This window comes from Craterilacuibacter sp. RT1T, assembly GCF_023502145.1.
GTDB lineage: Bacteria > Pseudomonadota > Gammaproteobacteria > Burkholderiales > Chromobacteriaceae > Craterilacuibacter.
Genome location: NZ_JAMFLI010000002.1, coordinates 56183 through 76606, shown reverse-complemented (window position 1 = coordinate 76606; position 20424 = coordinate 56183). Strand labels below are relative to the sequence as shown.

The 20424-nt window shown below is 59.4% G+C and carries 26 protein-coding genes; 3 read left to right on the top strand and 23 right to left on the bottom strand.

Features of this window, described 5'->3' with window-relative positions:
* Nucleotides 1-3: 3 nt before the first annotated feature.
* The 5 genes from flgE to M3P88_RS04255 form a co-directional block, all read right to left on the bottom strand.
* Nucleotides 4-1311: a flagellar hook protein FlgE gene (gene flgE, locus M3P88_RS04275; protein WP_249614824.1), complete on the bottom strand. Its 1308-nt coding sequence runs from the start codon at nt 1309-1311 to the stop codon at nt 4-6.
* 37 nt (nt 1312-1348) lie between these two features.
* Nucleotides 1349-2029, bottom strand: a complete 681-nt coding sequence (locus M3P88_RS04270) for a flagellar hook assembly protein FlgD (RefSeq protein ID WP_249614823.1) — start codon at nt 2027-2029, stop codon at nt 1349-1351.
* A 17-nt stretch (nt 2030-2046) separates the two neighbouring features.
* Nucleotides 2047-2457: a flagellar basal body rod protein FlgC gene (gene flgC / locus M3P88_RS04265; protein ID WP_124734360.1), complete on the bottom strand. Its 411-nt coding sequence runs from the start codon at nt 2455-2457 to the stop codon at nt 2047-2049.
* Nucleotides 2458-2459: 2 nt separating this feature from the next.
* Entirely contained in the window at nt 2460-2870 is a 411-nt protein-coding gene (flgB, locus tag M3P88_RS04260; protein WP_249614822.1) for a flagellar basal body rod protein FlgB, read from the bottom strand.
* 377 nt (nt 2871-3247) lie between these two features.
* Complete coding sequence (locus tag M3P88_RS04255) at nt 3248-3595, bottom strand: hypothetical protein (protein ID WP_249614821.1); 348 nt, start codon at nt 3593-3595, stop codon at nt 3248-3250.
* An 80-nt stretch (nt 3596-3675) separates the two neighbouring features.
* Here M3P88_RS04255 and M3P88_RS04250 point away from each other — a divergent pair, with 80 nt between their 5' ends.
* Nucleotides 3676-4872, top strand: a complete 1197-nt coding sequence (locus M3P88_RS04250) for a multidrug effflux MFS transporter (RefSeq protein ID WP_249614820.1) — start codon at nt 3676-3678, stop codon at nt 4870-4872.
* Between the two features lie 68 nt (nt 4873-4940).
* On the opposite strand, the gene M3P88_RS04245 is transcribed toward M3P88_RS04250, so the two are convergent.
* The 18 genes from M3P88_RS04245 to rpoE all read right to left on the bottom strand — a co-directional run bounded on the left by M3P88_RS04245 (nt 4941) and on the right by rpoE (nt 18009).
* On the bottom strand, nt 4941-5810 hold the full coding sequence (locus tag M3P88_RS04245) for an AraC family transcriptional regulator (RefSeq protein WP_249614819.1): 870 nt from the start codon (nt 5808-5810) through the stop codon (nt 4941-4943).
* A 191-nt stretch (nt 5811-6001) separates the two neighbouring features.
* Complete coding sequence (locus M3P88_RS04240) at nt 6002-6460, bottom strand: acetyltransferase (protein ID WP_249614818.1); 459 nt, start codon at nt 6458-6460, stop codon at nt 6002-6004.
* Nucleotides 6461-6546: 86 nt separating this feature from the next.
* On the bottom strand, nt 6547-7632 hold the full coding sequence (gene nagZ / locus M3P88_RS04235; protein WP_249614817.1) for a beta-N-acetylhexosaminidase: 1086 nt from the start codon (nt 7630-7632) through the stop codon (nt 6547-6549).
* A 49-nt stretch (nt 7633-7681) separates the two neighbouring features.
* On the bottom strand, nt 7682-8020 hold the full coding sequence (locus M3P88_RS04230) for an FKBP-type peptidyl-prolyl cis-trans isomerase (RefSeq protein ID WP_249614816.1): 339 nt from the start codon (nt 8018-8020) through the stop codon (nt 7682-7684).
* Nucleotides 8021-8049: 29 nt separating this feature from the next.
* Nucleotides 8050-8424 (bottom strand): holo-ACP synthase, encoded by a 375-nt coding sequence (acpS, locus tag M3P88_RS04225; RefSeq protein WP_249614815.1) that lies wholly within the window; start codon nt 8422-8424, stop codon nt 8050-8052.
* A gap of 11 nt (nt 8425-8435) precedes the next feature.
* Nucleotides 8436-9167, bottom strand: a complete 732-nt coding sequence (gene pdxJ, locus M3P88_RS04220; RefSeq protein WP_249614814.1) for a pyridoxine 5'-phosphate synthase — start codon at nt 9165-9167, stop codon at nt 8436-8438.
* A 46-nt stretch (nt 9168-9213) separates the two neighbouring features.
* The gene (recO, locus tag M3P88_RS04215; protein ID WP_249614813.1) at nt 9214-9945 is read right to left on the bottom strand and encodes a DNA repair protein RecO; all 732 of its coding nucleotides are present in this window, start codon (nt 9943-9945) and stop codon (nt 9214-9216) included.
* Nucleotides 9930-10256, bottom strand: a complete 327-nt coding sequence (locus tag M3P88_RS04210) for an antibiotic biosynthesis monooxygenase family protein (protein WP_249614812.1) — start codon at nt 10254-10256, stop codon at nt 9930-9932. Before M3P88_RS04210 ends, recO begins: the two co-directional genes overlap by 16 nt.
* An 11-nt stretch (nt 10257-10267) precedes the next feature.
* The gene (gene era / locus M3P88_RS04205; RefSeq protein WP_160796027.1) at nt 10268-11155 is read right to left on the bottom strand and encodes a GTPase Era; all 888 of its coding nucleotides are present in this window, start codon (nt 11153-11155) and stop codon (nt 10268-10270) included.
* Nucleotides 11152-11859 carry a ribonuclease III gene (gene rnc, locus M3P88_RS04200; RefSeq protein WP_502798941.1) on the bottom strand — a complete coding sequence of 236 codons (708 nt, stop codon included), beginning with the start codon at nt 11857-11859 and terminating at the stop codon, nt 11152-11154. The genes era and rnc overlap by 4 nt, the downstream gene beginning before the upstream one ends.
* Nucleotides 11860-11862: 3 nt before the next feature.
* Nucleotides 11863-12237, bottom strand: a complete 375-nt coding sequence (locus M3P88_RS04195; RefSeq protein ID WP_249614811.1) for a DUF4845 domain-containing protein — start codon at nt 12235-12237, stop codon at nt 11863-11865.
* A gap of 149 nt (nt 12238-12386) precedes the next feature.
* A complete protein-coding gene (gene lepB, locus M3P88_RS04190) occupies nt 12387-13367 on the bottom strand; it encodes a signal peptidase I (RefSeq protein ID WP_349629038.1) in 981 nt (326 codons plus the stop codon).
* Nucleotides 13368-15161 carry a translation elongation factor 4 gene (gene lepA, locus M3P88_RS04185; RefSeq protein WP_124734374.1) on the bottom strand — a complete coding sequence of 598 codons (1794 nt, stop codon included), beginning with the start codon at nt 15159-15161 and terminating at the stop codon, nt 13368-13370. It abuts the gene before it with no gap.
* Nucleotides 15162-15232: 71 nt separating this feature from the next.
* Nucleotides 15233-15484 carry a glutaredoxin family protein gene (locus M3P88_RS04180; RefSeq protein ID WP_249614810.1) on the bottom strand — a complete coding sequence of 84 codons (252 nt, stop codon included), beginning with the start codon at nt 15482-15484 and terminating at the stop codon, nt 15233-15235.
* Between the two features lie 2 nt (nt 15485-15486).
* Nucleotides 15487-15972: a SoxR reducing system RseC family protein gene (locus M3P88_RS04175; protein WP_249614809.1), complete on the bottom strand. Its 486-nt coding sequence runs from the start codon at nt 15970-15972 to the stop codon at nt 15487-15489.
* Nucleotides 15969-16925 (bottom strand): MucB/RseB C-terminal domain-containing protein, encoded by a 957-nt coding sequence (locus tag M3P88_RS04170; protein WP_249614808.1) that lies wholly within the window; start codon nt 16923-16925, stop codon nt 15969-15971. The genes M3P88_RS04175 and M3P88_RS04170 overlap by 4 nt, the downstream gene beginning before the upstream one ends.
* A complete protein-coding gene (locus M3P88_RS04165; RefSeq protein WP_249614807.1) occupies nt 16925-17407 on the bottom strand; it encodes an RseA family anti-sigma factor in 483 nt (160 codons plus the stop codon). Before M3P88_RS04165 ends, M3P88_RS04170 begins: the two co-directional genes overlap by 1 nt.
* 2 nt (nt 17408-17409) lie before the next feature.
* Entirely contained in the window at nt 17410-18009 is a 600-nt protein-coding gene (gene rpoE, locus M3P88_RS04160) for an RNA polymerase sigma factor RpoE (protein WP_249614806.1), read from the bottom strand.
* 319 nt (nt 18010-18328) lie between these two features.
* On the opposite strand from rpoE, the gene prpB reads away from it, so the two are divergent.
* Nucleotides 18329-19207 carry a methylisocitrate lyase gene (gene prpB / locus M3P88_RS04155; protein WP_249614805.1) on the top strand — a complete coding sequence of 293 codons (879 nt, stop codon included), beginning with the start codon at nt 18329-18331 and terminating at the stop codon, nt 19205-19207.
* A 36-nt stretch (nt 19208-19243) separates the two neighbouring features.
* Complete coding sequence (gene prpC / locus M3P88_RS04150) at nt 19244-20389, top strand: bifunctional 2-methylcitrate synthase/citrate synthase (protein ID WP_249614804.1); 1146 nt, start codon at nt 19244-19246, stop codon at nt 20387-20389.
* Nucleotides 20390-20424: the final 35 nt, after the last annotated feature.

The window sequence follows — 20424 nt, the reverse complement described above, 5'->3', positions numbered from 1 at the left end:
TTATCAACGCAGGTTGATCAGCGTCTGCAGCACCGTGTCCTGCGTCTTGATGGTCTGCGCATTGGCCTGATAAAAACGCTGCGCGGTAATCATATTGACGAGTTCGGTCGTCATGTCGACGTTGGAGTCCTCCAGCGCCGCGCCTTGTACATAGCCGACGTTACTGCTACCCGGCGCATTGATTTTGGCACCACCCGAAGCATAGGTTTCGACCCAGCGGTTGTCGCCAATAGGCTGCAAGCCTTGCGCATTGGCAAAGTTGGCCAACACCACCTGTCCGACGATCTTGGTCTGGCCGTTGGAGTAACGCGCCTCGACATAACCTTCTTTCGATGTCCCTACACTGGAGAGCACGCCATCAGCCCAGCCATCGACGCGCTGCTCGGCATTGGCATAAGGGCCGGCATTTTGAGTAAAGCCGGTCATATCGACTGCAATCGATAATGGCGCCCCGCCACTCGTAACCGCCTGATTCAACAAAAAAGAGCCTGCAGGCGATACAACCTTGCCACTACTGTCAAACTGCAATTGGGTCGCGGCAATCGGTGCGCCCACCGTCGCCGGCGGCACCGGTGCGGCTGTTGCCACCGCATCCCCATCAACCCGTGTATAGACATCCCATTCCAGCGACTTCGTCCCCTCCGTGGCCGGTGGTACTGGCGCGGCATCCGGACGGCGCACATAATAAAAACTCACCTGATGGCTAACCCCAAGGCTATCGTAAGCCGTTACGGTATTGGTGTAGTTATAACTATCCGGGTCCGGCGTATTCGAGCCAGGCGCCACATTCGGAAACGCCTTGGCCGGCGGCTCGGCGCGCGCATCCAGATTGGTGCCCAGAATCATCTCGGTCGTGGCTTTGGCGCCGATATTCGAGGTGTCCACGCGCAAGGGCTGGGGAGGGCCGGCAATCACTTGGCCCTTGTCATCCACCCCATAACCGGTGAGGTAATGGCCGGCGTTGACGAAATAACCTTCGCGGTCGAGCTGGAATTCACCATTGCGGGTATACATGGCCTGCCCGTCTGCGCCCTGCATACGGAAAAAGCCCTGCCCGGTAATCGCCAGATCCAGCGGATTGCCGGTGCTGGTCACCGGGCCCTGGTTAAACTGCTGCGTCACCGCCACCGTACGGGAACCGATACCAGTAGCCGTGGCCGACACACCGTACATACTGGCTGCGTACAAATCGGAAAATTCGGCACGTGCGCGCTTAAAGCCGACGGTACTGGCGTTGGCCACGTTATTGCCGATGACGTCAAGCTGCTTGGATGCAGCCCCCAGACCACTCAGACCCTGCTGGAAACTCATTGCCTACCCCTCTTTAATTTGATCTGTCGCGCCCGGTTCAAACGATCTGAATGATTTCTGCCAGCGACGTGGTCTTGCCATTACCCAGCATCAGCATCGGAATACCCTGCTCCCAGGTCACGCCGTTCACATTCTGGAAACCCAGCGTCGTAGCCTTCACCGCAGTGCCGCCATTACTGGCCTCGACCTTGAACTTATACTCGCCCTCAGGCAAAGCCTCGCCATTACCGTCCTTGCCATCCCACTCAAACTTGTTGATGCCGGTGGTCGGCTTATCAATGGCAATCTGGCGCACGACATTGCCGTCCTTATCTGTCACCGACACCATGACCTTGTCGGCAGGACCATTCAGCTCGACCGCACCGCCTGCCGTACCTGCTTCCCCCTTCAAGGTCAGCGTGTCACCGTCGGTCATCACACTCTTGCCGATCAGCGTCGCCGCCATCATCGACTGGTTGGCAAACTGCGACTGCAGCAGCATATTCATCGTCTGGTTCATGTTTTCCATGCCGGTGACGGTGCTGATTTGCGCCATCTGGCTGGTGATCTCGGCGTTGTCCATCGGATTCATCGGGTCCTGCGCCTGCAACTGCGTCATCAGCAGCTTGAGAAAACGATCCTGAATGCCTTGGGCCGAATTGGCATTACTGTTGCCGCTTCTGGCATTCGCTGTCTTGTTCAGGTCGGAGATGATGTCGTTGCTGACGCTGCTAACCATGATTCAATCCTTTAGTCTTACTGGCCCAGCTGCAGGGTCTTCTGCAACAGGGTCTTGGCGGTATTCATGACTTCCACGCTGGTCTGGTAGGAGCGCGAGGCCGAGATCATGTCGGCCATCTCCTCCACCGGATTCACATTGGGCAGCTTCAGATAACCCTTCTCGTCTGCCAGCGGATGCGAGGGGTCGTATTTCAACCGGAAAGGCGACGTGTCTTCGACAATCTGGGTCACGCGCACCCCGGCCACTTGTGGCTGGCTGGCCGACACCGGCGTGGCCGAAAACACCACATGGCGTGCACGATAAGGCTCGCCGGTCGAACTGGTCGCACTCTCGGCGTTGGAGATATTACTGGCGACCAGATTAAGGCGTTGTGATTGCGCGGTCAGCGAGGAGCCGGCAATGGTAAATACATTGGAAAGCGACATTTTTATTGACCACCCTTGATTGCGTCGGCAAGGCCGGTGATGCGGCGATTGAGGAATGTCAGCGTGCTTTGGTAACGTAAAGAGTTGTCGGTAAATGCCGCCCGCTCTACGTCCATATCGACACTATTGCCATCCAGGCTGGGCTGTACGCTATTGCGGTAGGCCAGACTGGGCTTGTCGTTTGTGGCACCTGCAGCGCCATCCAGATGGGCGGCGCTGGTGCGCGTCATGGCCAAGGCACCGCCTTGCTGCGACTGGGCGGCAGACAGGGCTTGGCCGAAGTCGAAATCGACGGCTTTGTAATTGGGGGTGTCATCATTGGCAAGATTGCTCGCCAGCACCTCGGCCCGGTAGGCGCGCAGGTTCAGCGATTTTTGCTGAAATTCAAAGTGTTTGGCAATTTTGTCTAGCATATCCACCCCCAGTAATCGCCAAGGATATAGCAGGATTCGTGCCAAACACAAACTATTCACACGCTATCGAATAAAGCTGATTTTTATTGGGTGAATTTACAAAATAAAAACAAAACCCTATCCGCAAGCGGCAATAATTGCCGCCGTACGGCAACAAGGAATGGGGAGTAGGGAGTAGGGAGAGCGGCCAGCCAACGACGATGCCTTAAGCGCAGAACCATACCGGCTGCCCGCTTAGAGCGTGTTCACGATCTCGCGAGCGAGGGCAAGACAAGGCGAAAACGGCTGAGAAAGAGGAATGTACAAGTGGTACATGAGCATTTCGAAGCCGTTTTCAACGCTGTATCGTCGATGCGCAGCAGATCGTGAACAGGCTCTTACGGCCGGATGGCAGGCGTCACCTCCAGCGCGCCCTGCCCGAGCGCCTCGCGCTGACTGCACAAGGGCGCCAGGCCCGCACGGTCCAGCGTCGAGAGCACCGCCTCGGGAGCGGGCGCGCCATGCCACCAGAACAGCCACAGCGCATCGCGCGGCGGCCACACCCATAGCACGCGCTGGTACTCGAGCAGCGCCCCCGCATGCGCCAGCCGCAGTGTTTCCGGCTCGCGCACCACCTCATGCCACTGCCCATCCAACGGCCCACCCACCAGCAACAAGCGCATGACGCACTCCTCGACAATAAACAGACAAGGTAGCCCGTTATTTGCGGCAGAATATTGCGCCAAATCAGGCAAACCAAACCTCACGGATGCAGGGTCAGCCGCAAGTACGCTAGAATCCTGCAGCCCACCTTCCTGACGAATCCATGCCCCGCTATGCCCCGCCCCTTGCCCTGATCCTCGCCGCCCTCGGCACCCTCGGCCCCTTCGCCATCGACACCTTCCTGCCGGCAATGCCGGCGATCGCAGGTGCCTTGTCCGTCGACGACACGCAGACGCCGCTGATCCTCTCTGCCTATATGGCGAGCTTCGGGCTGATGATGCTGTGGCACGGCGCGATTGCCGACGCCATCGGCCGCCGCCCGGTGCTGCTGGCCGGCACCTTCTGCTACGCGCTCGCCGCGCTGGGCTGCACTTTCGCCGACAGCTTTGGTGAACTCATCGCCTTCCGCGTGCTGCAGGGGGTCAGCGGCGGGGTCGGCCTGATCGTCGGGCGCGCCATCATCCGCGACTGCTACCAGGGCATCGCCGCGCAGAAGCTGATGTCGCAGGTGACCATGCTGTTCGCGCTCTCTCCCGCATTGGCGCCGGTGATCGGCGGCTGGCTGTTCACCGCCTTCGGCTGGCGCGCGGTATTCGCCTTCATGGCGGTGGTCGGCGCCGTACTGTTCGTGCTGTGCGCAACCTCGCTACCCGAGACCCACCCGGCAGACAAACGCACGCCGCTGGCCGCGCGCGCGCTCTTGGCCAACTACCGCACCGTCGCGACCAACCCGCGCTTTCGGCTCTATACCGTCGCGGTCAGCCTGAACTTCGTCGGCTTCTTCGTCTACGTGCCCTCCGCCCCGGCCATGCTGATCGGCCAGCTCGGGCTCGGCCCCAACGACTTCTTGTGGCTGTTCGGCCCGGCGGTCGCCGGCATGATAATCGGCGCCTGGCTGTCCGGGCGCGCCGCCGGCCGCTTCACCGCGCGGCAGGCGGTCAACGCAGGTTACGTGATGATGCTTGCAGCCGGTTTCGCCAACGTCGCGCACGCGCTGCTGTTTCCGCCATCCTTGCCGGCCAGCGTGCTGCCGATCGGGCTCTACACCATGGGGATGTCGCTCGCCGCACCGTCGATCACGCTGGCCATTCTCGATCTGTTCCCCGCGCAGCGCGGCACCGCCTCCTCGATGCAGGGCTTCGTGCAAACGCTGACCGGCGCCGTGGTCGCCGGCGCCCTCGCCCCGCTGATCTGGCACAGCGTCACGCTGCTGGCCACCGCGTCGCTCGCCTTCGCCGCGCTGGGCCTGGTGTTCGTCCGCCTCGCCCGCCGCCACGCGCCACCGACGCCGGCGTCTTGAAACTGCCAACAAAAAACGCTGCCGAGGCAGCGTTTTTCATGTCTGGCTCAGCCAGAGGCGGCTTGGCTTCAACCTTGCAGGGGCAAATAAATGTCGGTCAGCAATTCATGCTCGGGTGTATCGAACTTGAAATTGAGGTAGTGGAAATACAAAGGGTAATCACGTAATTGCTCGCCACTGCCTGGCAACCAGTCGCGGTACAGGGAATAGATACTCTCCGGCAAGCCGTCGTGCGAGCCATGGTGCCGCAGCACCGCACAACGCCCGGCCGGCATTTCCCCGTTCATCACCCCCTGCGGGTTTTCCGGCACAGCCTGCTCCACGGTACAGCAAAGATCAAAGCGGAAGGCTTCCGGTGTCGTGGTGGCCGGATTGTCGTAGGCGATACCATAGGTGCGCCCCCTTGATAGCGGCGCCAGATGGCTGCTTTTTCGCCACTCGACAAACCGCTGTGCGCTGGCATTGAGCATGTCCGGGCTGCCGCGGTGTTGCAAGACGGCCACCCGCTCGCTGGCCACGTTAACGATTCGTACGTCCATACTGATTTTCCTTTCCCGTTCAGGGTGCGGGAGCCGCCGCGACCAGCCCGCCCAATCCGGATGACGCCGGAAATCCGTTGGCGTCTGGGCAAAGGCAAGGCGGAAGGCACGCGAGAACGACTCCGGATTTTTAAAACCGGCATCGAGCGCAATGTCGATAATGCGTTCGTGTTTATTGAAGGCAAGGCACAACGACGCGCGCTTCAGTCGCATTAACTGAAAGTAACGCCCCACACTCACCCCGCACCACGCCGTAAATTGCCGGTGAAAATGGTAGGGCGAGAAATGCGCAAGCTGGCTCAAATGCGCCACATCCAACGGAAGATCCAGCGAGCGGTCGATATGCTCAAGCACCTTGCTGAATCTACGTGCGTAGACCTGTTCGCTATGTCGCGCCATATTCCCTCCATGTCCGTACTATGCCTGATGCGCCCCCGCCGATCCTGACTCAGATTGCTGACTTGAGGCTTGGGCCATCCTGCGGCGGACAACAAAAAAGCTGCGAAACGCGGAGCCAAATCTAGGCAACACCCCTGCAAAGTCAAGACAGCCACGCTGTGAGCACAGGCTTTGCCTGACGGCTGCATGGGTCAGGCCTTGCCGAACTTTAGGTGGATCAGCGGATAGGGCCGGCCCTGCCCGTCAAGCGCCGAACGCCCCGTCAGCCGGAAGCCCATTTTCAGGTAAAAGCCGACGGCCTGCGTGTTCTGTTCGTTGACATCGGTGGTCAAGGCAGGGCAAAGGTGCAGGGCGTGGCCGACCAACGCGCGGCCGACCCCCAGCCCTCGGTAAGCCGGATCAACGAACAGCGCCTCCATATGCCCATCATCGATCAGCATGAACGCCAGAGGATAATCATGGACATCAACAGCCAGCCAGAGCGTAGCTTTCGGCAGGAAAGCGCAGACCAGTTCATCGATGGCCTGGCGATCCTCTGGAGACAGGAAGTCATGGGTGGCATCAACCGCGCGACGCCAGATTTCAACAACACGCGCACCCTCGTCTGGAAGAGAAAGCCGGATAGATATCATCTTCAAATAATTAGCCATGAATTGATTGCAATTGAAAAACGCCGACTTGTCGGCGTCTTTCGTTGATCTCGCAGCAAGCGGACGGCTTGAGAATTAGCTCCTCTTCAGCTCGCCTCCCCCACCGCAACGCCCTGGCAGGCTTCCGGCGGGATGGACAGCGCGGCGACGCGCGTGCGCTTGGCGGCGAAGGCGTCGGTGTCACAATGCGCGCGCCAGGCGTCCGGCGTGCCCTTGCCCTGCATGCGCGCGAGGCGCGCGGCAAGTTCGGGCTGCGCCGGCGGCTGCAGGGTCGCCAGCAATTCGTCGGCGAGATCCGGCCGGTTGCATACCAGCACCATGTCGCAGCCGGCGGCAAACGCCGCGTCGGCGCGCGCGCCGATATTGCCGACGCCGGCGGCGCCTTCCATGGTCAAATCGTCCGAGAAGATCACCCCGTCAAAGCCCAGCTCGCTGCGCAGGATGTCCTGCAGCCACACCCGCGAGAAACCGGCCGGCAGGCTGTCCACCGCCGGGTAAACCACGTGCGCCGGCATCACCGAGCTCATGCCGGCCGCGGCGAGCGCCGCGAACGGCTTGAGGTCGTCGGCCCTGAGTTCGTCGAGGCTGCGCGCGTCGACCGGGATCACGTGGTGGCTGTCGCCCTCGACAAAACCGTGACCGGGGAAATGCTTGCCGCAGCTCCCCATGCCGCCGGCGGCGAGGCCCTGCTGCAAGGCCACCGCCAGTTGCGTAACCACCTGCGGGTCGCGGTGGAAGCTGCGGTTGCCGATCACCGCGCATTGGCCCCAGTCAAGGTCCAGCACCGGCGTGAACGAGAGGTCGACCCCGCAGGCGGCAAGCTCCGCGGCGAGCACTTCGCCGACGTCGCGGGCGAGTGCCAGCGCCGCTTGCGGGTCGGCGTCAAATGCCTCGCCCAGCATCTTCATCGGCGGCAACCGGGTGAAGCCGGGCAAAAAGCGCTGCACCCGCCCGCCCTCGTGATCAACCGCAATCAGCAGATGCGGTGTGCGCAAAGCGCGAATGTCGGCGCTCAGCGCCTTCAGCTGTTCGACCGACTCGAAGTTGCGGCGGAACAGGATCACGCCGCCCACCAGCGGGTGGCAAAGGCGCACGCGCTCGGCATCGGTCAGGGTAAAGCCGGCCACATCGGCCATCACCGGGCCGCGGGCAAGATTCAGGGGGGCAGACATTCGGATCATCCTTGTCAGACAGATGGCAGAGACCACAAGCGTGAGCGCGTCAATCCCGCGTCAGCACTTCCAGCAACTCGATTTCAAAAACCAGATTGGAGTTAGGCTTGATGTGCGCGCCGATCTGGCGCTCGCCATACGCCAGATGCGCCGGCACCAGCAGCTTGCGCTTGCCGCCGACTTTCATCCCCATTAGCCCCTGATCCCAGCCTTTTATCACGCGCCCGGTACCAATCACACACTGGAAAGGCTGGCCGCGGTCATAAGACGCATCAAACTGGGTGCCGTCTTCCAGACAGCCGCGGTACTGGGTGGTAATCAAGGCGCCTTTGACCACAGCCTTGCCTTCGCCCAATACAAGATCGATAACCTGCAATTCGTCATTCATAATTTTTTCCATTTTTTGCTATTGGCGGCTTACACCATGCGGCACTCGGCCACCACAAAGGCCAGCGCCTGCGTGCGCTCGTCACTGATGGACAGATGCAGATGGGTGACGCCGCGTGTCGCGACAAAGGCCGAGAGTTCGGCCGAGAGTTCGAACTGCGGCTTGCCCAGCGCGTCATGGCCAACGGCAATCGCCGTCAGCAACACCGGCGCCCTCACCCCGGTGCCCAGCGCCTTGGCCAGCGCTTCCTTGGCGGCAAAGCGCTTGGCCAGAAAGCGTGCCGGCTCGCGGCTTTGCGCGAAAGCAGCGAGCTCTGCTTGTGCCAGCAAGCGGCGGGCAATGGCCGCGCCGCGCCGCGCCAGCATCGCCTCGAAACGCGCGATTTCGGCCAGGTCAGTGCCCACGCCGCAGATCATTATTCGCCGCGCCGCGCTTCGCGCATCAGCGCCTTCATTTCCTGCACCGCAGCGGCAAAGCCGACAAACAGAGCCTGACTCACAATGGCGTGGCCGATATTGAGTTCGGCAATTTCGCGGATGGCTGCCACCGGCTTGACGTTATGGTAAGAAAGACCGTGGCCTGCATTGACGGTAAAGCCCAGATGCGCCGCATACACCGCCGCTTCGCGGATGCGGGTCAGTTCCGCCTGACGTACTTCCGCCGAATGGGCATCGGCATAGGCACCGGTGTGCAGCTCGATCACCCGGGCACCGGCTTCAAACGCCGCCTCGATCTGGGCACGGTCGGCATCGATAAACAGCGACACGCGGATACCGGCATCGGACAGGATCTGGGTAAAGCGTTTAACCTCATCGAAGTAGCGGATCACATCCAGCCCGCCCTCGGTGGTGACTTCTTCACGTTTTTCCGGCACCAGACACACATCTTCCGGCATGACCTGAAGTGCGTTTTCCAGCATCTCTTCGGTCAGCGCCATCTCCAGATTCATTCTGGTCTTGATAACCTGCTTCATGGCGACAACATCGGCATCCTGAATATGGCGGCGATCTTCACGCAGATGCAGGGTAATCAGGTCGGCGCCAGCCGTTTCGGCCACCAATGCCGCCTCTATCGGGCTGGGGTAGCGAGTGCCGCGCGCCTGGCGCAAGGTGGCCACATGGTCGATATTGATGCCCAGCAGGATCATGCCTGTTTCCTCGTTCGTCTTAAACCGGTTTGGCTGCCTCCGTCGCCTAGGCGAGCGGCAGCAGCAATTCGCGGGTGGCGAGCCTGTCGTCACCCAAAAGATTGGCCAGCATCAGCCGGGTCACGCCGCGCGCTTCGCGCAGCGCATGCACATCGTCAAAATCACCGGCCGCCAGTGCCAGCAACACTGCCCCGCGCACGACAGCCTGGCCATCATGCGCTACGCCGCCTTGCCAGCGCTCGGGAGGAGAGCCGGCCTGTACCCGATACAAAGCGCCGGCATCCAGCGGCGCCCCGGCATCATCATGCCCAAGCAAGGGTGCATAACCCAGCGCCCCCAGCAGGGCCAGCTCGAAGCGGCGCAACACCACACCCTGCGCCTCGCCTTGCGCCAGCGCCCGCACAGCGGCATCGTAAGCGGTAAAAACTGCAGGGGTCGGGTCTTCGCGCACGGTCAGGCGCACCAGCAACTCGTTCAGATAAAAACCGCATACCAGGCTCTGCCCGGCCAAGAGACGCACCCCGCCTTGCCATTCGGCACGATGCAGGGTACGCAATTCGGTCTTGCCGAACCAGGCAAGCGACAGGGGTTGAAACGGCAGCAACAGGCCGCGCAATTCGGCACGCGGACGGCGTGCGCCCCGTGCCACCATGGCCACGCGCCCGTAGTCGCGCGTTAATACATCCAGCAGCAAACTGGTTTCGCGATAGGCTTGCGCATGCAGGATATACGCGCTCTGGCGGTCTATCTTGCCCGGCTGCATCAGCCGCGCGTCCATGCGTAGTCGCGTTTCACGCAGGCCACGCGGGTAAACAGTCCGTCATACCAGCGCGCAAAGCCCTCGGCTTGTGCCTGGCGATGCCGGCCTTCTGCCTTCCACGCGGCAATCGCCTCCTCGCTCTCCCAGTAGGAAACGGTGATGCCGAAACCGTCATCACCGCGCACACTCTCGACCCCCAGAAAGCCGAGCTGCTCAGCCGCCAGCGCGACCATGGCATCGGCCATTTCGGCGTAAGCATCGGCCACATCACTGCGCTGGCTTGCGAAGATCACCGCCCAATAAGGCGGCGCGGGGGTGCGGGCAAACATAGATACGCCGCTCAGAGGCCGAATTCCTTGAGGAAGCGCACATCGTCGGCCCAGCCGGACTTCACCTTGACCCACACCTCGAGGTAAACCTTGGTATCGAACAATGCCTCCATATCCAGCCTTGCTTCGGTAGAGATTTTTTTCAGCTTTTCACCGCCCTTGCCGATCACGATAGGCTTCTGCCCCTCTTTGTCGACCAGGATGGCAACGTGGATGCGATACATGGCACCATCCACCTCGAACTGCTCGACCTCGACATTCATCGAGTAAGGCAGCTCTTCCCCCAGATAGCGGAACAGCTTCTCGCGCACGATTTCGGCGGCGAGAAAACGCTGACTCTTGTCGGTAATCATATCTTCCGGATACAGGGGCACCGACTCGGGCAGATGGGGTGCAACTTTTTCCAGCAACTCGGCAATGCGCTGGCCATGCTTGGCGCTGACCACTTCGGCATCGACAAAAGGGAACTCGGCGCGCACATCGTCGATAAAGTTGGCGAGCTCGATCTTGTCCTTGGCCTTGTCGACCTTGTTCACCACCAGAATCACCGGAATTTTCTTCGGCAACAGCGCCATCACTTCGCGGTCGGCCGGGGTAAAGCGCTTGGCTTCCAGTACGAACATCACGCAATCGACATTACCCAGCGTGTCCTTGACGCTCTTGTTCAAGGTCTCGTTCAGCGCACCGCCGTGAAAAGTCTGGAAGCCCGGCGTATCGACAAAGACAAACTGGCTGTGATCGGTGGTATGAATGCCGGTCACGCGATGGCGCGTGGTCTGTGCCTTTTTGGAGGTGATGCTGATCTTCTGGCCTATCAGGTGGTTCATCAGCGTCGATTTGCCCACATTGGGACGTCCGACGATGGCCACAAAGCCGCAGCGATAAGAGGTTTCGGTCATTTCTTGCCCAGTTTGAATTGTGCTTCCAGTTGCAGCAGCGCCTGTTCGGCGGCCTGCTGTTCGGCCGCGCGCCGGCTATTACCTTCACCGCTGGTATCGATGCCCAGATCCCCCAGCTCGCACGCGACTTTGAAGTGCTGCTCATGCGCCTCACCCAACTGGCTCAGGATACGGTAGCGCGGCAGCGGATATTTGCGCGCCTGCAGCGCTTCTTGCAGGCGTGTCTTGGCATCTTTGGCATGGCGGGTCGGGTCAATCGCATCAACCCGGGCGCGGTACAAATGGCGCACTACGGTTTCGGCCGCGGCAAAATCCGCGTCAAAGCTCACGGCGGCAAAGGTTGCCTCCAGTGCGTCCGCCAGAATGGACGGCCGGTTAAAGCCGCCGCTTTTGAGCTCGCCTTCGCCCAGATACAGCTCGTCCCCCAGCTTGAGCAGCTGGGCCAGTTCGGACAGGGTCTGCTGATTGACGAGATTGGCACGCAAGCGCGACAACTCGCCCTCGGTCAATTGCGGGAAGCGGTCATACAGCATGCGGGCGACGGTATAGTTGAGAATACTGTCACCGACAAACTCCAGCCGCTCGTTGTTGGGCGTACCGTAGCTACGGTGCGTCAAAGCCTGACGCAGCCACTCGGGGCGGGTAAAACGGTAGCCTAATGCCTCGCTGAGGCGGCGAAATCGGATATCTTTATGTTGAGTCACGGCTTAGGGTTGCATGCCGGCTTTTTGGCCAGCGTGAATGTTGAAATCGAAAAGCAGGCTCACATTGGAGACCATGGGTACTTCACGGCGCCAGGCGACGGTAATGGTCGGCTGCTGGCCGACCGGCGCGTAGATGTGCAAGTCTTGCGGCTTAATCGAGCTAATATCGTTCACTCCGGCACGACGGGCAAAATCCTGGCGCAAGCCCCACTCGCCCTCGGCTGCCGGATTTTTGGCCATATCATTCAAGGCATTCCTGATCTCGAAATACTCGGAATAAACCGGTACCACCCGGAAAAACCCCAGAATCAAGGCACCAGCCAGCAGTATCGTCATCAAAAGCGAAACCACAGATAAACCGTATTCCCGAGAACGCATACGCTCTGCTCCTGTTTTTAACTGATCGTTATCATGACGGCGAAAGCCGCATTCTAAACCTGCTGGCACGCGCGGCCAAATGTAGCGAATGAAAAAGCCCGGCCCCGCAGCGGTACAGGCGGGAACCGGGCAGTCAAAAAGCGAAACGCTTACTCTATTTTCATTCCGATGCGCGAAAAATCACCGAAATTCATCCAGATCAGGAAAGCTTTGCCCACCAAGAGGTCATCGGCAACAAAGCCCCAGTAACGGCCATCCAGACTATTGTCGCGATTGTCGCCCAGCATGAAGTAGTTGCCCTGTGGCACTTTGCACACAAAACCGTCTTCCGCATACTGGCAATTATCGCGATACGGGAAGTCGCGCACCTGGGCCGGATCGTAAACCGGCGCCTGCGGAATCTTCAGTACCTTATAGGTCTTGGCCTCAGGTGTGGATGGCAGGGTTTCGATGTACTGGTCGTTTCGTATCATCGCCAGGCCCTGCTCCAGATAGTCATACGTACCATCTGCGACATCCGGCACGGCCTTGCCGTTGATAGTCAGGCTCTTGTTGCGATACTCGACCGTATCCCCCGGCAGCCCGATCACACGCTTGATGTAGTCGACACGCGGGTTGGGCGGGAAATTGAACACTGCCACGTCGCCACGCGCCACTTCATGCACCGGCACCACCACCTTGTTCAGTACCGGCACCCGTATGCCGTAGGTGAATTTATTGACCAGAATAAAGTCACCGACAATCAGCCCCGGCCGCATCGAGCTGCTGGGAATCTGGAACGGCTCGGCAATAAACGAACGCAGCAGGAACACCACCAGAATGATGGGGAAAAAGCCCTTGGCGTTGTCGACCATATGGCCGGGCTCTTCGCCCGGCGCACGGCGCCCTGCCAGATAGAACTTGTCCAGCGCCCAGCCAAAGCCGGTCACCAGCACAATCACCAGCATCACCGCCGAAAAGCTCATCCAGCTCGACAGCACGCCGAAGCAGCCGACCAGCAAAGCGATATAGCCCCACTGCACGGCAGCCGGCCACTCCTTGGCACCCGCTTCTTTCTTGCCAGCCGACGCAATCAGCGCGATACCGACTATCGCGACAACGACAAACACCCAGAACAGATTCCCGCTCACTTATTTGTCCCCTACTTGCAAGATGGCGAGGAAGGCTTCCTGCGGAATTTCCACATTACCCACCTGCTTCATGCGGCGTTTACCGGCTTTCTGCTTTTCCAGCAGCTTTTTCTTACGGGTAATATCGCCGCCATAGCACTTGGCCAGCACGTTTTTACGCAAGGCTTTGATGGTTTCGCGCGCGATAATGTGCGCACCGATAGCGGCCTGCACCGCGATATCGAACATCTGGCGCGGAATCAGCTCGCGCATCTTGGCGGCAACGGCACGACCGCGGAACTGGGCGCTCTGGCGGTGCACGATCAGCGAAAGGGCATCCACCTTCTCGCTGTTGACCAGAATATCCAGCTTGACGAGGTCGGACGCCTGATATTCCTTGAAGTCGTAGTCTAGCGATGCATAGCCGCGGCTGGTGGACTTGAGCTTGTCGAAGAAGTCCATCACCACTTCATTCATCGGCATATCGTAAGTCAGCATCACCTGGCGGCCCAGATACTGCATATTGCGCTGCACGCCACGCTTGCCGTTGCACAAAGTCATCACCGCACCGACATACTCCTGCGGCAGCAGGATATGGGCGGTAATGATGGGCTCGCGAATTTCTTCTACCTTGGCAGGGTCCGGCAGCTTGGACGGGTTTTCCACATGGATCACCTCGCCATCTTTCATCAATAGTTCGTACACCACGGTAGGCGCCGTGGTGATCAGATCCATATCGAATTCGCGCTCGAGACGTTCCTGCACAATCTCCAGATGCAGCAGACCCAGGAAGCCGCAACGGAAGCCAAAGCCCAGCGCCTGCGACACTTCCGGCTCGTACTTGAGCGAAGCATCGTTCAGCTGCAGCTTTTCCAGCGCATCGCGCAGATTGTCGTAATCGTGGCTTTCCACCGGATACAGACCGGCAAACACCTGCGACTGGACTTCCTTAAAGCCCGGCAAGGCTTCGGCTGCCGGCGTTTTCATCAGGGTGATGGTATCGCCCACCTTGGCCGACTTGATGTCCTTGATGCCGGCAATGATAAAGCCCACCTCGCCAGCACGCAGCTCGCTGCGCTGCAGGGCTTTAGGCGTAAACACGCCGACCTGCTCGCACAGGTGCTCGGCACCGGTAGCCATGAACTTGATCTTGTCCTTGGGCTTGATCACGCCATCCTTGACCCGCACCAGCATCACCACGCCGACGTAGTTGTCGAACCACGAGTCGATAATCAGCGCCTTAAGCGGAGCATCCACATCGCCAACCGGCGGCGGGATCTTGGCAATCAGCGTTTCGAGGATATCCTCAATGCCGATGCCGGATTTGGCCGAGGCGCGCACCGCATCGATGGCCTCGATACCGATGATGTCTTCGATTTCCTGGCAGACACGCTCGGGCTCGGCCGCCGGCAAGTCGATCTTGTTCAGCACCGGCACCACTTCGACCCCCAGGTCGATGGCGGTATAGCAGTTGGCAACGGTCTGGGCCTCTACGCCTTGCGACGCATCCACGACCAGCAGCGCGCCTTCGCAGGCGGACAAGGAGCGCGACACTTCATAACTGAAGTCAACGTGTCCCGGCGTGTCGATCAGATTGAGGTTGTAAACCTCGCCATCGCGCGCCTTGTAATGCAAGGCTGCGGTCTGCGCCTTGATGGTAATGCCACGCTCTTTCTCAATATCCATTGAGTCGAGCACCTGGGCGCTCATTTCGCGTAGATCCAAGCCACCGCAGAACTGGATAAAACGGTCAGCCAGCGTGGATTTGCCGTGGTCGATATGGGCAATGATAGAAAAATTGCGTATGTGTTTCATCAGGCTCGCAGACAACAAAAAGACGAGGGCACGTAGTGCGCCCTCGTACAGGTATCAATTAGTGCGCGATTCTAGCGGATTTCGCCGGCATGTGCAGCCAAACGTTCCGCCAAGACGGCTTCATTCAAGTGCCAATGGCAGATCTCGCCCTCAGCATCCAGCAGCACAGGCACCAGCTCGTTGTACTTTTCTTCCAGCACCGGGTCAGCATCCACATCGACAATATCCAGCTCAAAGCCGTAGCGTGCCTGCCAGGGCAATAAGGCATCACGCATGGCATGACACAGGCTGCAATAGTCGCGGAACATCAGTGTCAGCGTCATTCTTACTCCATGTCTCGCTTTTTGGAACGGCAAGTACGATCCGGTGCGGCCCCGATGGCGTCAGGATCCAGCTTGCTGGCGATATGCGGCTGAAAACGGCCATCTTCCGACAAGCGCTGCGCCCGGCGGCGCACCAGCAACAGGCTCAGCAGCAAGCAGCCCAAACCGGCGAGCGCCGATGCCAGCTCGCCATACAGCGCGCCGAGTAGCGCGCCGGCGAACAAGGCAAACAACGGCAAGACATACATCAGCAACACGCTTTGCCGCAGGCTTTTTTCAGGCACGGCGACCATAACCCGATCACCGGCCCCGACCCCCAGACTATCCAGCACCCGGAACACCGGATCCCGCCCACTAAACATGCGCGCGATACTCAAGGAGCGGCACCCCCCCTTAGCGTCACACTGGCCACAGGGCGAATGCGGCTTGGGCTCGACCCAAGCCGCGCCGGGCTCGGTGCGCAACACGCGTGCTTCGGTTTCAATCATGATTTTTTAACCAGCCGCAAATTACGGGCAATCGCCTGCAAGCTGGAATCAGGCAAATCGCCCACCAAGGTCAAGCGGTACTCGCCTTCGTTATCGGTTGCCACCGAAATAGGCCCGTGCGTCAAATGCGGGGCCGGTTTTGCATCCTTGGCATACTCGACAAACAGGGAAAAGATGGCCAGACCATCGCTATACACCCGGTGCTGCACCAGTGGTGCTGCATCATGGCCCGGCATTTTGCGCATGACAGAACGCAGCAAGCGAAAGCCCTGCGGAATACCTTTGATCTCTAGCGACTCGGCGCCCTCTACCGCTTTCACTGCAGTCACAGAGGATGTGGCACTTAAGGGATAAGCCGGCTGCACACTCACCTTGGCGCGCGGTGCGCGATCATCCAGATCGATAAAACTGAATAATTCGACCGCATCTTGCTGTGCGTCCAGCGTGACCCACTTTAGCGGCAACTGGCTGGTCTTATCCAGACAGACGCGCTGGGTATAGCGCTGACCGGCCTCCAGCGATTTCAACTGCCACCACTGGCACTCACGCGACGCGACCCTATCCGAACCCAAGCGGCTTAAGGCATAACTATCGGCCAGCATGGCCACATCATCCGGCAAAATGGCAGGAAACAGCTTGGCACTGCTTATTTTTGCCGCCAGCAGCGAATGTTCGTCCGGTGCGGCGGTGATCAGCGTGTCGCCGTGGCGAATAATCTCGCGCGGCAAACCATCCAGCGACACACGCCGCTCCCTGACTTTCCCCTTGCTAACTGCGCGCTGGATACGGAAGGTCTCGGATGCCGAACCTATCTGATGCAGGTAACTACCGGACAATGTTTGCTGGCGTGCAGCTTGCGCCGCCTTGCCAAGCAAGGCCCAGTCACTATCAGGCGCAGCATGCACCAGAGGCGCCAGCAACACGCCAAAAAAAATACAGGACCTAAACTGCATCAATGTACCGCCTTGTCACGTGCAGGCACATAAGCGACCCGCCGCTGCGAGCCATCAATCGTTCCTGCCATTTCCTGATGCGCCAACAAATAAGGCGCGTCTACCGCGGTAGCCGGACTAAACACCTGAGTTTCACTTGCTTTAGCCACCACCATTTCCGACTCGTCCTGCTGCCAGCCCATCCAGCCAACAATGGCCGCGCAAGCGACCGATGCGGCCAATGCATAATGGCGCAGCTTGCGAGCGGGCAAGAACCCGTACCTGACCGGAGCCAGAACGGTAGGCTCATCACGCAAGCGCTCACTGACTTCACACCGCACATCCAGCTGCAACGCAGCGCCACCACGCATGGCATCCCCGATCAGCTGATAAGTATCCCAGCTATCCTTCAAGGCCTTGTCCGCCTGCAAATCAGTGATGGCCGCATGTGCCGCGGCATCATCCAGCGCATCATCCATCAAAGCAGAGATATTCTCTTTCATCACTACCACCTCTTGTCTTTTGCCGTATCCAGCAAGGGGCGCAACTGCGTTGCAATCGCTTCACGCGCACGGAAAATACGCGACCTGACCGTACCGATCGGACAGTCCATGACCTGGGCGATTTCCTCGTAGCTGAGGCCGTCCATTTCACGCAGGGTAATGGCCGTACGCAATTCCTCAGGCAATGCATTCACCGCCTGATTGACCGTTTCCACGATCTGACGATTCATCATGTCCGCTTCGGGCGTATGGTAGTCCGGCATCTGATCGCCCAGGTCTGCGATCTCGCCATCCTCATCCTCAACCCCGGCCTTGAACACAGGTCTTCGACCATTGGCACTGAGAAAGTTCTTGGCCGTATTGATTCCGATACGATATAGCCAGGTGTAAAAAGCGCTCTCACCCCGAAATGACGGCAATGCCCGGTAGGCCTTGATAAAGGCCTCTTGCGTCACATCCTCAATGTCTGCACTGTCCTTAATGAAGCGCGACAATAAGCGCCCCAGACGTCTTTGATACTTGGAAACCAACAAATCAAAGGCGCGCTTCTCCCCGCGCTGGACACGCTCCACCAACTGCTGATCGAGTTCCCGATCACTCATTCTTGTTTACAGCTCCTGATTTTTTCTATGCTTGCTGTCCAGATTTTTATAGTCATCCCTTATGACGCCTCTGTTCCGGATAAGTTCGATCATACAGGCTGTCACCTTAACAGAGCATATTGCAAAGCAAAACCGACAAGCCCTGCTTCTGACCGTGGCACGCTCTTGCAAACATGCGTTTACCAGCCAAAAACAACACAAGCTGCAAAAAAATAGCCAGACTCCAGAAAAATAATGCCTACGCCATTTACGAACTTACCAAGCACTTGCTAGAATTTGGAATAATCACTCAGCCAACGCACCATCAAGGAGCCGCCAGATGCATACCCCGGGCCAACGTTTCCGTCTTGCCGTCGAGCAAGAAAAACCGCTGCAGGTTGTCGGCGCGGTTAATGCCTATTTTGCCCGCCTTGCCGAACACTCCGGTTTTAAAGCCATTTACCTGTCCGGCGGCGGTGTCGCCGCCTGCTCCTGCGGCATTCCCGACCTTGGCATCACCACCCTGGAAGATGTGCTGATCGATGTACGCCGCATTACCGACGTCACCGAACTGCCGCTTTTGGTCGACATCGACACCGGCTGGGGCGGCGCATTCAATATTGCCCGCGCGGTGCGTAATCTGGAAAAAGCCGGTGCCGCCGCCGTGCATATTGAAGACCAGGTCCAGCAAAAGCGCTGCGGACATCGCCCGAACAAGGCCATCGTCAGCAAGGAAGAAATGGTTGACCGGATCAAGGCCGCCGTCGACGCCCGCCGTCAGGATATGGTGATCATGGCGCGCACCGACGCGCTGGCGGTTGAAGGGCTGGAGTCCGCCATCGAGCGCGCCATTGCCTGCGTCGAAGCCGGCGCCGACATGATCTTCCCCGAGGCCATTACCGATCTTGCCATGTACAAGCAGTTTGCCGAGGCGGTGAAAGTGCCGGTACTGGCAAATATCACCGAATTCGGTTCCACCCCGCTTTACACCACCGAAGAGCTGGGCCAGAACGGCGTCTCGCTGGTGCTATACCCGCTCTCGACCTTCCGCGCCGCCTCCAAAGCCGCACTGAATGTCTACGAGGCATTGCGCCGCGACGGTACGCAGGCCAATGTAGTCGACACCATGCAAACCCGTATGGATCTGTACGAGCACCTCGGCTATCACGACTACGAACAAAAACTGGACGCCCTGTTTCAACAGGAAAAAAACAAATAATCCGCGCCCGCCCCGCTATCTGCAAAGGAGAATCACATGACTGAAGTCGTCATCGGCAAGCCGAAAAAATCCGTCGCCCTGTCCGGCGTCGCCGCCGGCAATACCGCACTATGCACCGTCGGCCGTACCGGCAATGATTTGAGCTATCGCGGCTACGACATTCTCGATATCGCCGACCGTTGCGAATTCGAAGAAGTCGCCTATCTGCTGGTTCACGGCAAGCTACCCAATGTGGCGGAACTAGCCGGCTACAAGGCCAAGCTCAAGGCGCTGCGCGGCCTGCCCGCCGCAGTCAAGGCAGTGCTGGAAGCGCTGCCGGCCTCGGCCCACCCTATGGACGTGATGCGCACCGGGGTGTCGGCACTGGGCTGCACCTTGCCGGAGAAGGATGACCACAATATTGCCGGCGCACGCGATATCGCCGACCGCCTGATGGCCAGCTTCGGCTCGATGCTGCTTTACTGGTACCACTTCAGCCATAACGGCAAGCGTATCGAGGTGGAGACCGACGACGACTCGATCGGCGGCCACTTCCTGCACCTGTTGCACGGCGAGAAGCCGTCCGCGCTGTGGGTGAAAGCGATGCACACTTCGCTGATCCTGTATGCCGAACACGAATTCAATGCATCCACCTTCACCGGCCGCGTGATTGCCGGCACCGGCTCCGATATGTATTCGGCCATCACCGGTGCCATCGGCGCGCTGCGCGGCCCCAAGCATGGCGGCGCCAACGAGGTGGCATTCGACATCCAGAAGCGTTACGACACGCCGGACGAGGCGGAAAACGACATCAAGGCACGGGTAGAGAAAAAAGAAGTCGTGATCGGCTTCGGCCATCCGGTGTACACCATTTCCGACCCGCGCAATAAAGTGATCAAGGAAGTGGCGCGCGAATTGTCGGCGGCCGCCGGCGACAGCAAGATGTTCGATATCGCCGCGCGTCTGGAATCCGTCATGTGGGACATCAAGAAGATGTTCCCCAACCTCGACTGGTTCTCCGCCGTGTCCTACCACATGATGGGCGTACCAACCGCGATGTTCACCCCGCTATTCGTCATCGCCCGCACTTCCGGCTGGAGCGCGCATGTGATCGAACAGCGCATTGACGGCAAGATCATCCGCCCGAGCGCCAACTATATGGGCCCGGAAGATCAGACATTTATGCCGATCGAACAACGCTAAGCGCCTGAATAAGCGGGGGAGCCGTGCGCTTGGCG

Excerpts from the sequence above, each read along its gene's own strand:
- M3P88_RS04270 (WP_249614823.1), bottom strand. The coding sequence starts at position 2,029 with ATGGTTAGCAGCGTCAGCAACGACATCATCTCCGACCTGAACAAGACA.
- M3P88_RS04170 (WP_249614808.1), bottom strand. The coding sequence starts at position 16,925 with ATGCAGTTTAGGTCCTGTATTTTTTTTGGCGTGTTGCTGGCGCCTCTG.
- M3P88_RS04230 (WP_249614816.1), bottom strand. The coding sequence starts at position 8,020 with ATGAATGACGAATTGCAGGTTATCGATCTTGTATTGGGCGAAGGCAAG.
- nagZ (WP_249614817.1), bottom strand. The coding sequence starts at position 7,632 with ATGTCTGCCCCCCTGAATCTTGCCCGCGGCCCGGTGATGGCCGATGTG.
- pdxJ (WP_249614814.1), bottom strand. The coding sequence starts at position 9,167 with ATGATCCTGCTGGGCATCAATATCGACCATGTGGCCACCTTGCGCCAG.
- flgC (WP_124734360.1), bottom strand. The coding sequence starts at position 2,457 with ATGTCGCTTTCCAATGTATTTACCATTGCCGGCTCCTCGCTGACCGCG.
- M3P88_RS04165 (WP_249614807.1), bottom strand. The coding sequence starts at position 17,407 with ATGAAAGAGAATATCTCTGCTTTGATGGATGATGCGCTGGATGATGCC.
- lepA (WP_124734374.1), bottom strand. The coding sequence starts at position 15,161 with ATGAAACACATACGCAATTTTTCTATCATTGCCCATATCGACCACGGC.
- flgE (WP_249614824.1), bottom strand. The coding sequence starts at position 1,311 with ATGAGTTTCCAGCAGGGTCTGAGTGGTCTGGGGGCTGCATCCAAGCAG.
- M3P88_RS04175 (WP_249614809.1), bottom strand. The coding sequence starts at position 15,972 with ATGATTGAAACCGAAGCACGCGTGTTGCGCACCGAGCCCGGCGCGGCT.
- M3P88_RS04245 (WP_249614819.1), bottom strand. The coding sequence starts at position 5,810 with ATGGCGCGACATAGCGAACAGGTCTACGCACGTAGATTCAGCAAGGTG.
- M3P88_RS04180 (WP_249614810.1), bottom strand. The coding sequence starts at position 15,484 with ATGACGCTGACACTGATGTTCCGCGACTATTGCAGCCTGTGTCATGCC.
- flgB (WP_249614822.1), bottom strand. The coding sequence starts at position 2,870 with ATGCTAGACAAAATTGCCAAACACTTTGAATTTCAGCAAAAATCGCTG.
- recO (WP_249614813.1), bottom strand. The coding sequence starts at position 9,945 with ATGGACGCGCGGCTGATGCAGCCGGGCAAGATAGACCGCCAGAGCGCG.
- prpC (WP_249614804.1), top strand. The coding sequence starts at position 19,244 with ATGACTGAAGTCGTCATCGGCAAGCCGAAAAAATCCGTCGCCCTGTCC.
- era (WP_160796027.1), bottom strand. The coding sequence starts at position 11,155 with ATGACCGAAACCTCTTATCGCTGCGGCTTTGTGGCCATCGTCGGACGT.
- M3P88_RS04210 (WP_249614812.1), bottom strand. The coding sequence starts at position 10,256 with ATGTTTGCCCGCACCCCCGCGCCGCCTTATTGGGCGGTGATCTTCGCA.
- prpB (WP_249614805.1), top strand. The coding sequence starts at position 18,329 with ATGCATACCCCGGGCCAACGTTTCCGTCTTGCCGTCGAGCAAGAAAAA.
- M3P88_RS04195 (WP_249614811.1), bottom strand. The coding sequence starts at position 12,237 with ATGCGTTCTCGGGAATACGGTTTATCTGTGGTTTCGCTTTTGATGACG.
- M3P88_RS04250 (WP_249614820.1), top strand. The coding sequence starts at position 3,676 with ATGCCCCGCTATGCCCCGCCCCTTGCCCTGATCCTCGCCGCCCTCGGC.
- rpoE (WP_249614806.1), bottom strand. The coding sequence starts at position 18,009 with ATGAGTGATCGGGAACTCGATCAGCAGTTGGTGGAGCGTGTCCAGCGC.
- M3P88_RS04240 (WP_249614818.1), bottom strand. The coding sequence starts at position 6,460 with ATGGCTAATTATTTGAAGATGATATCTATCCGGCTTTCTCTTCCAGAC.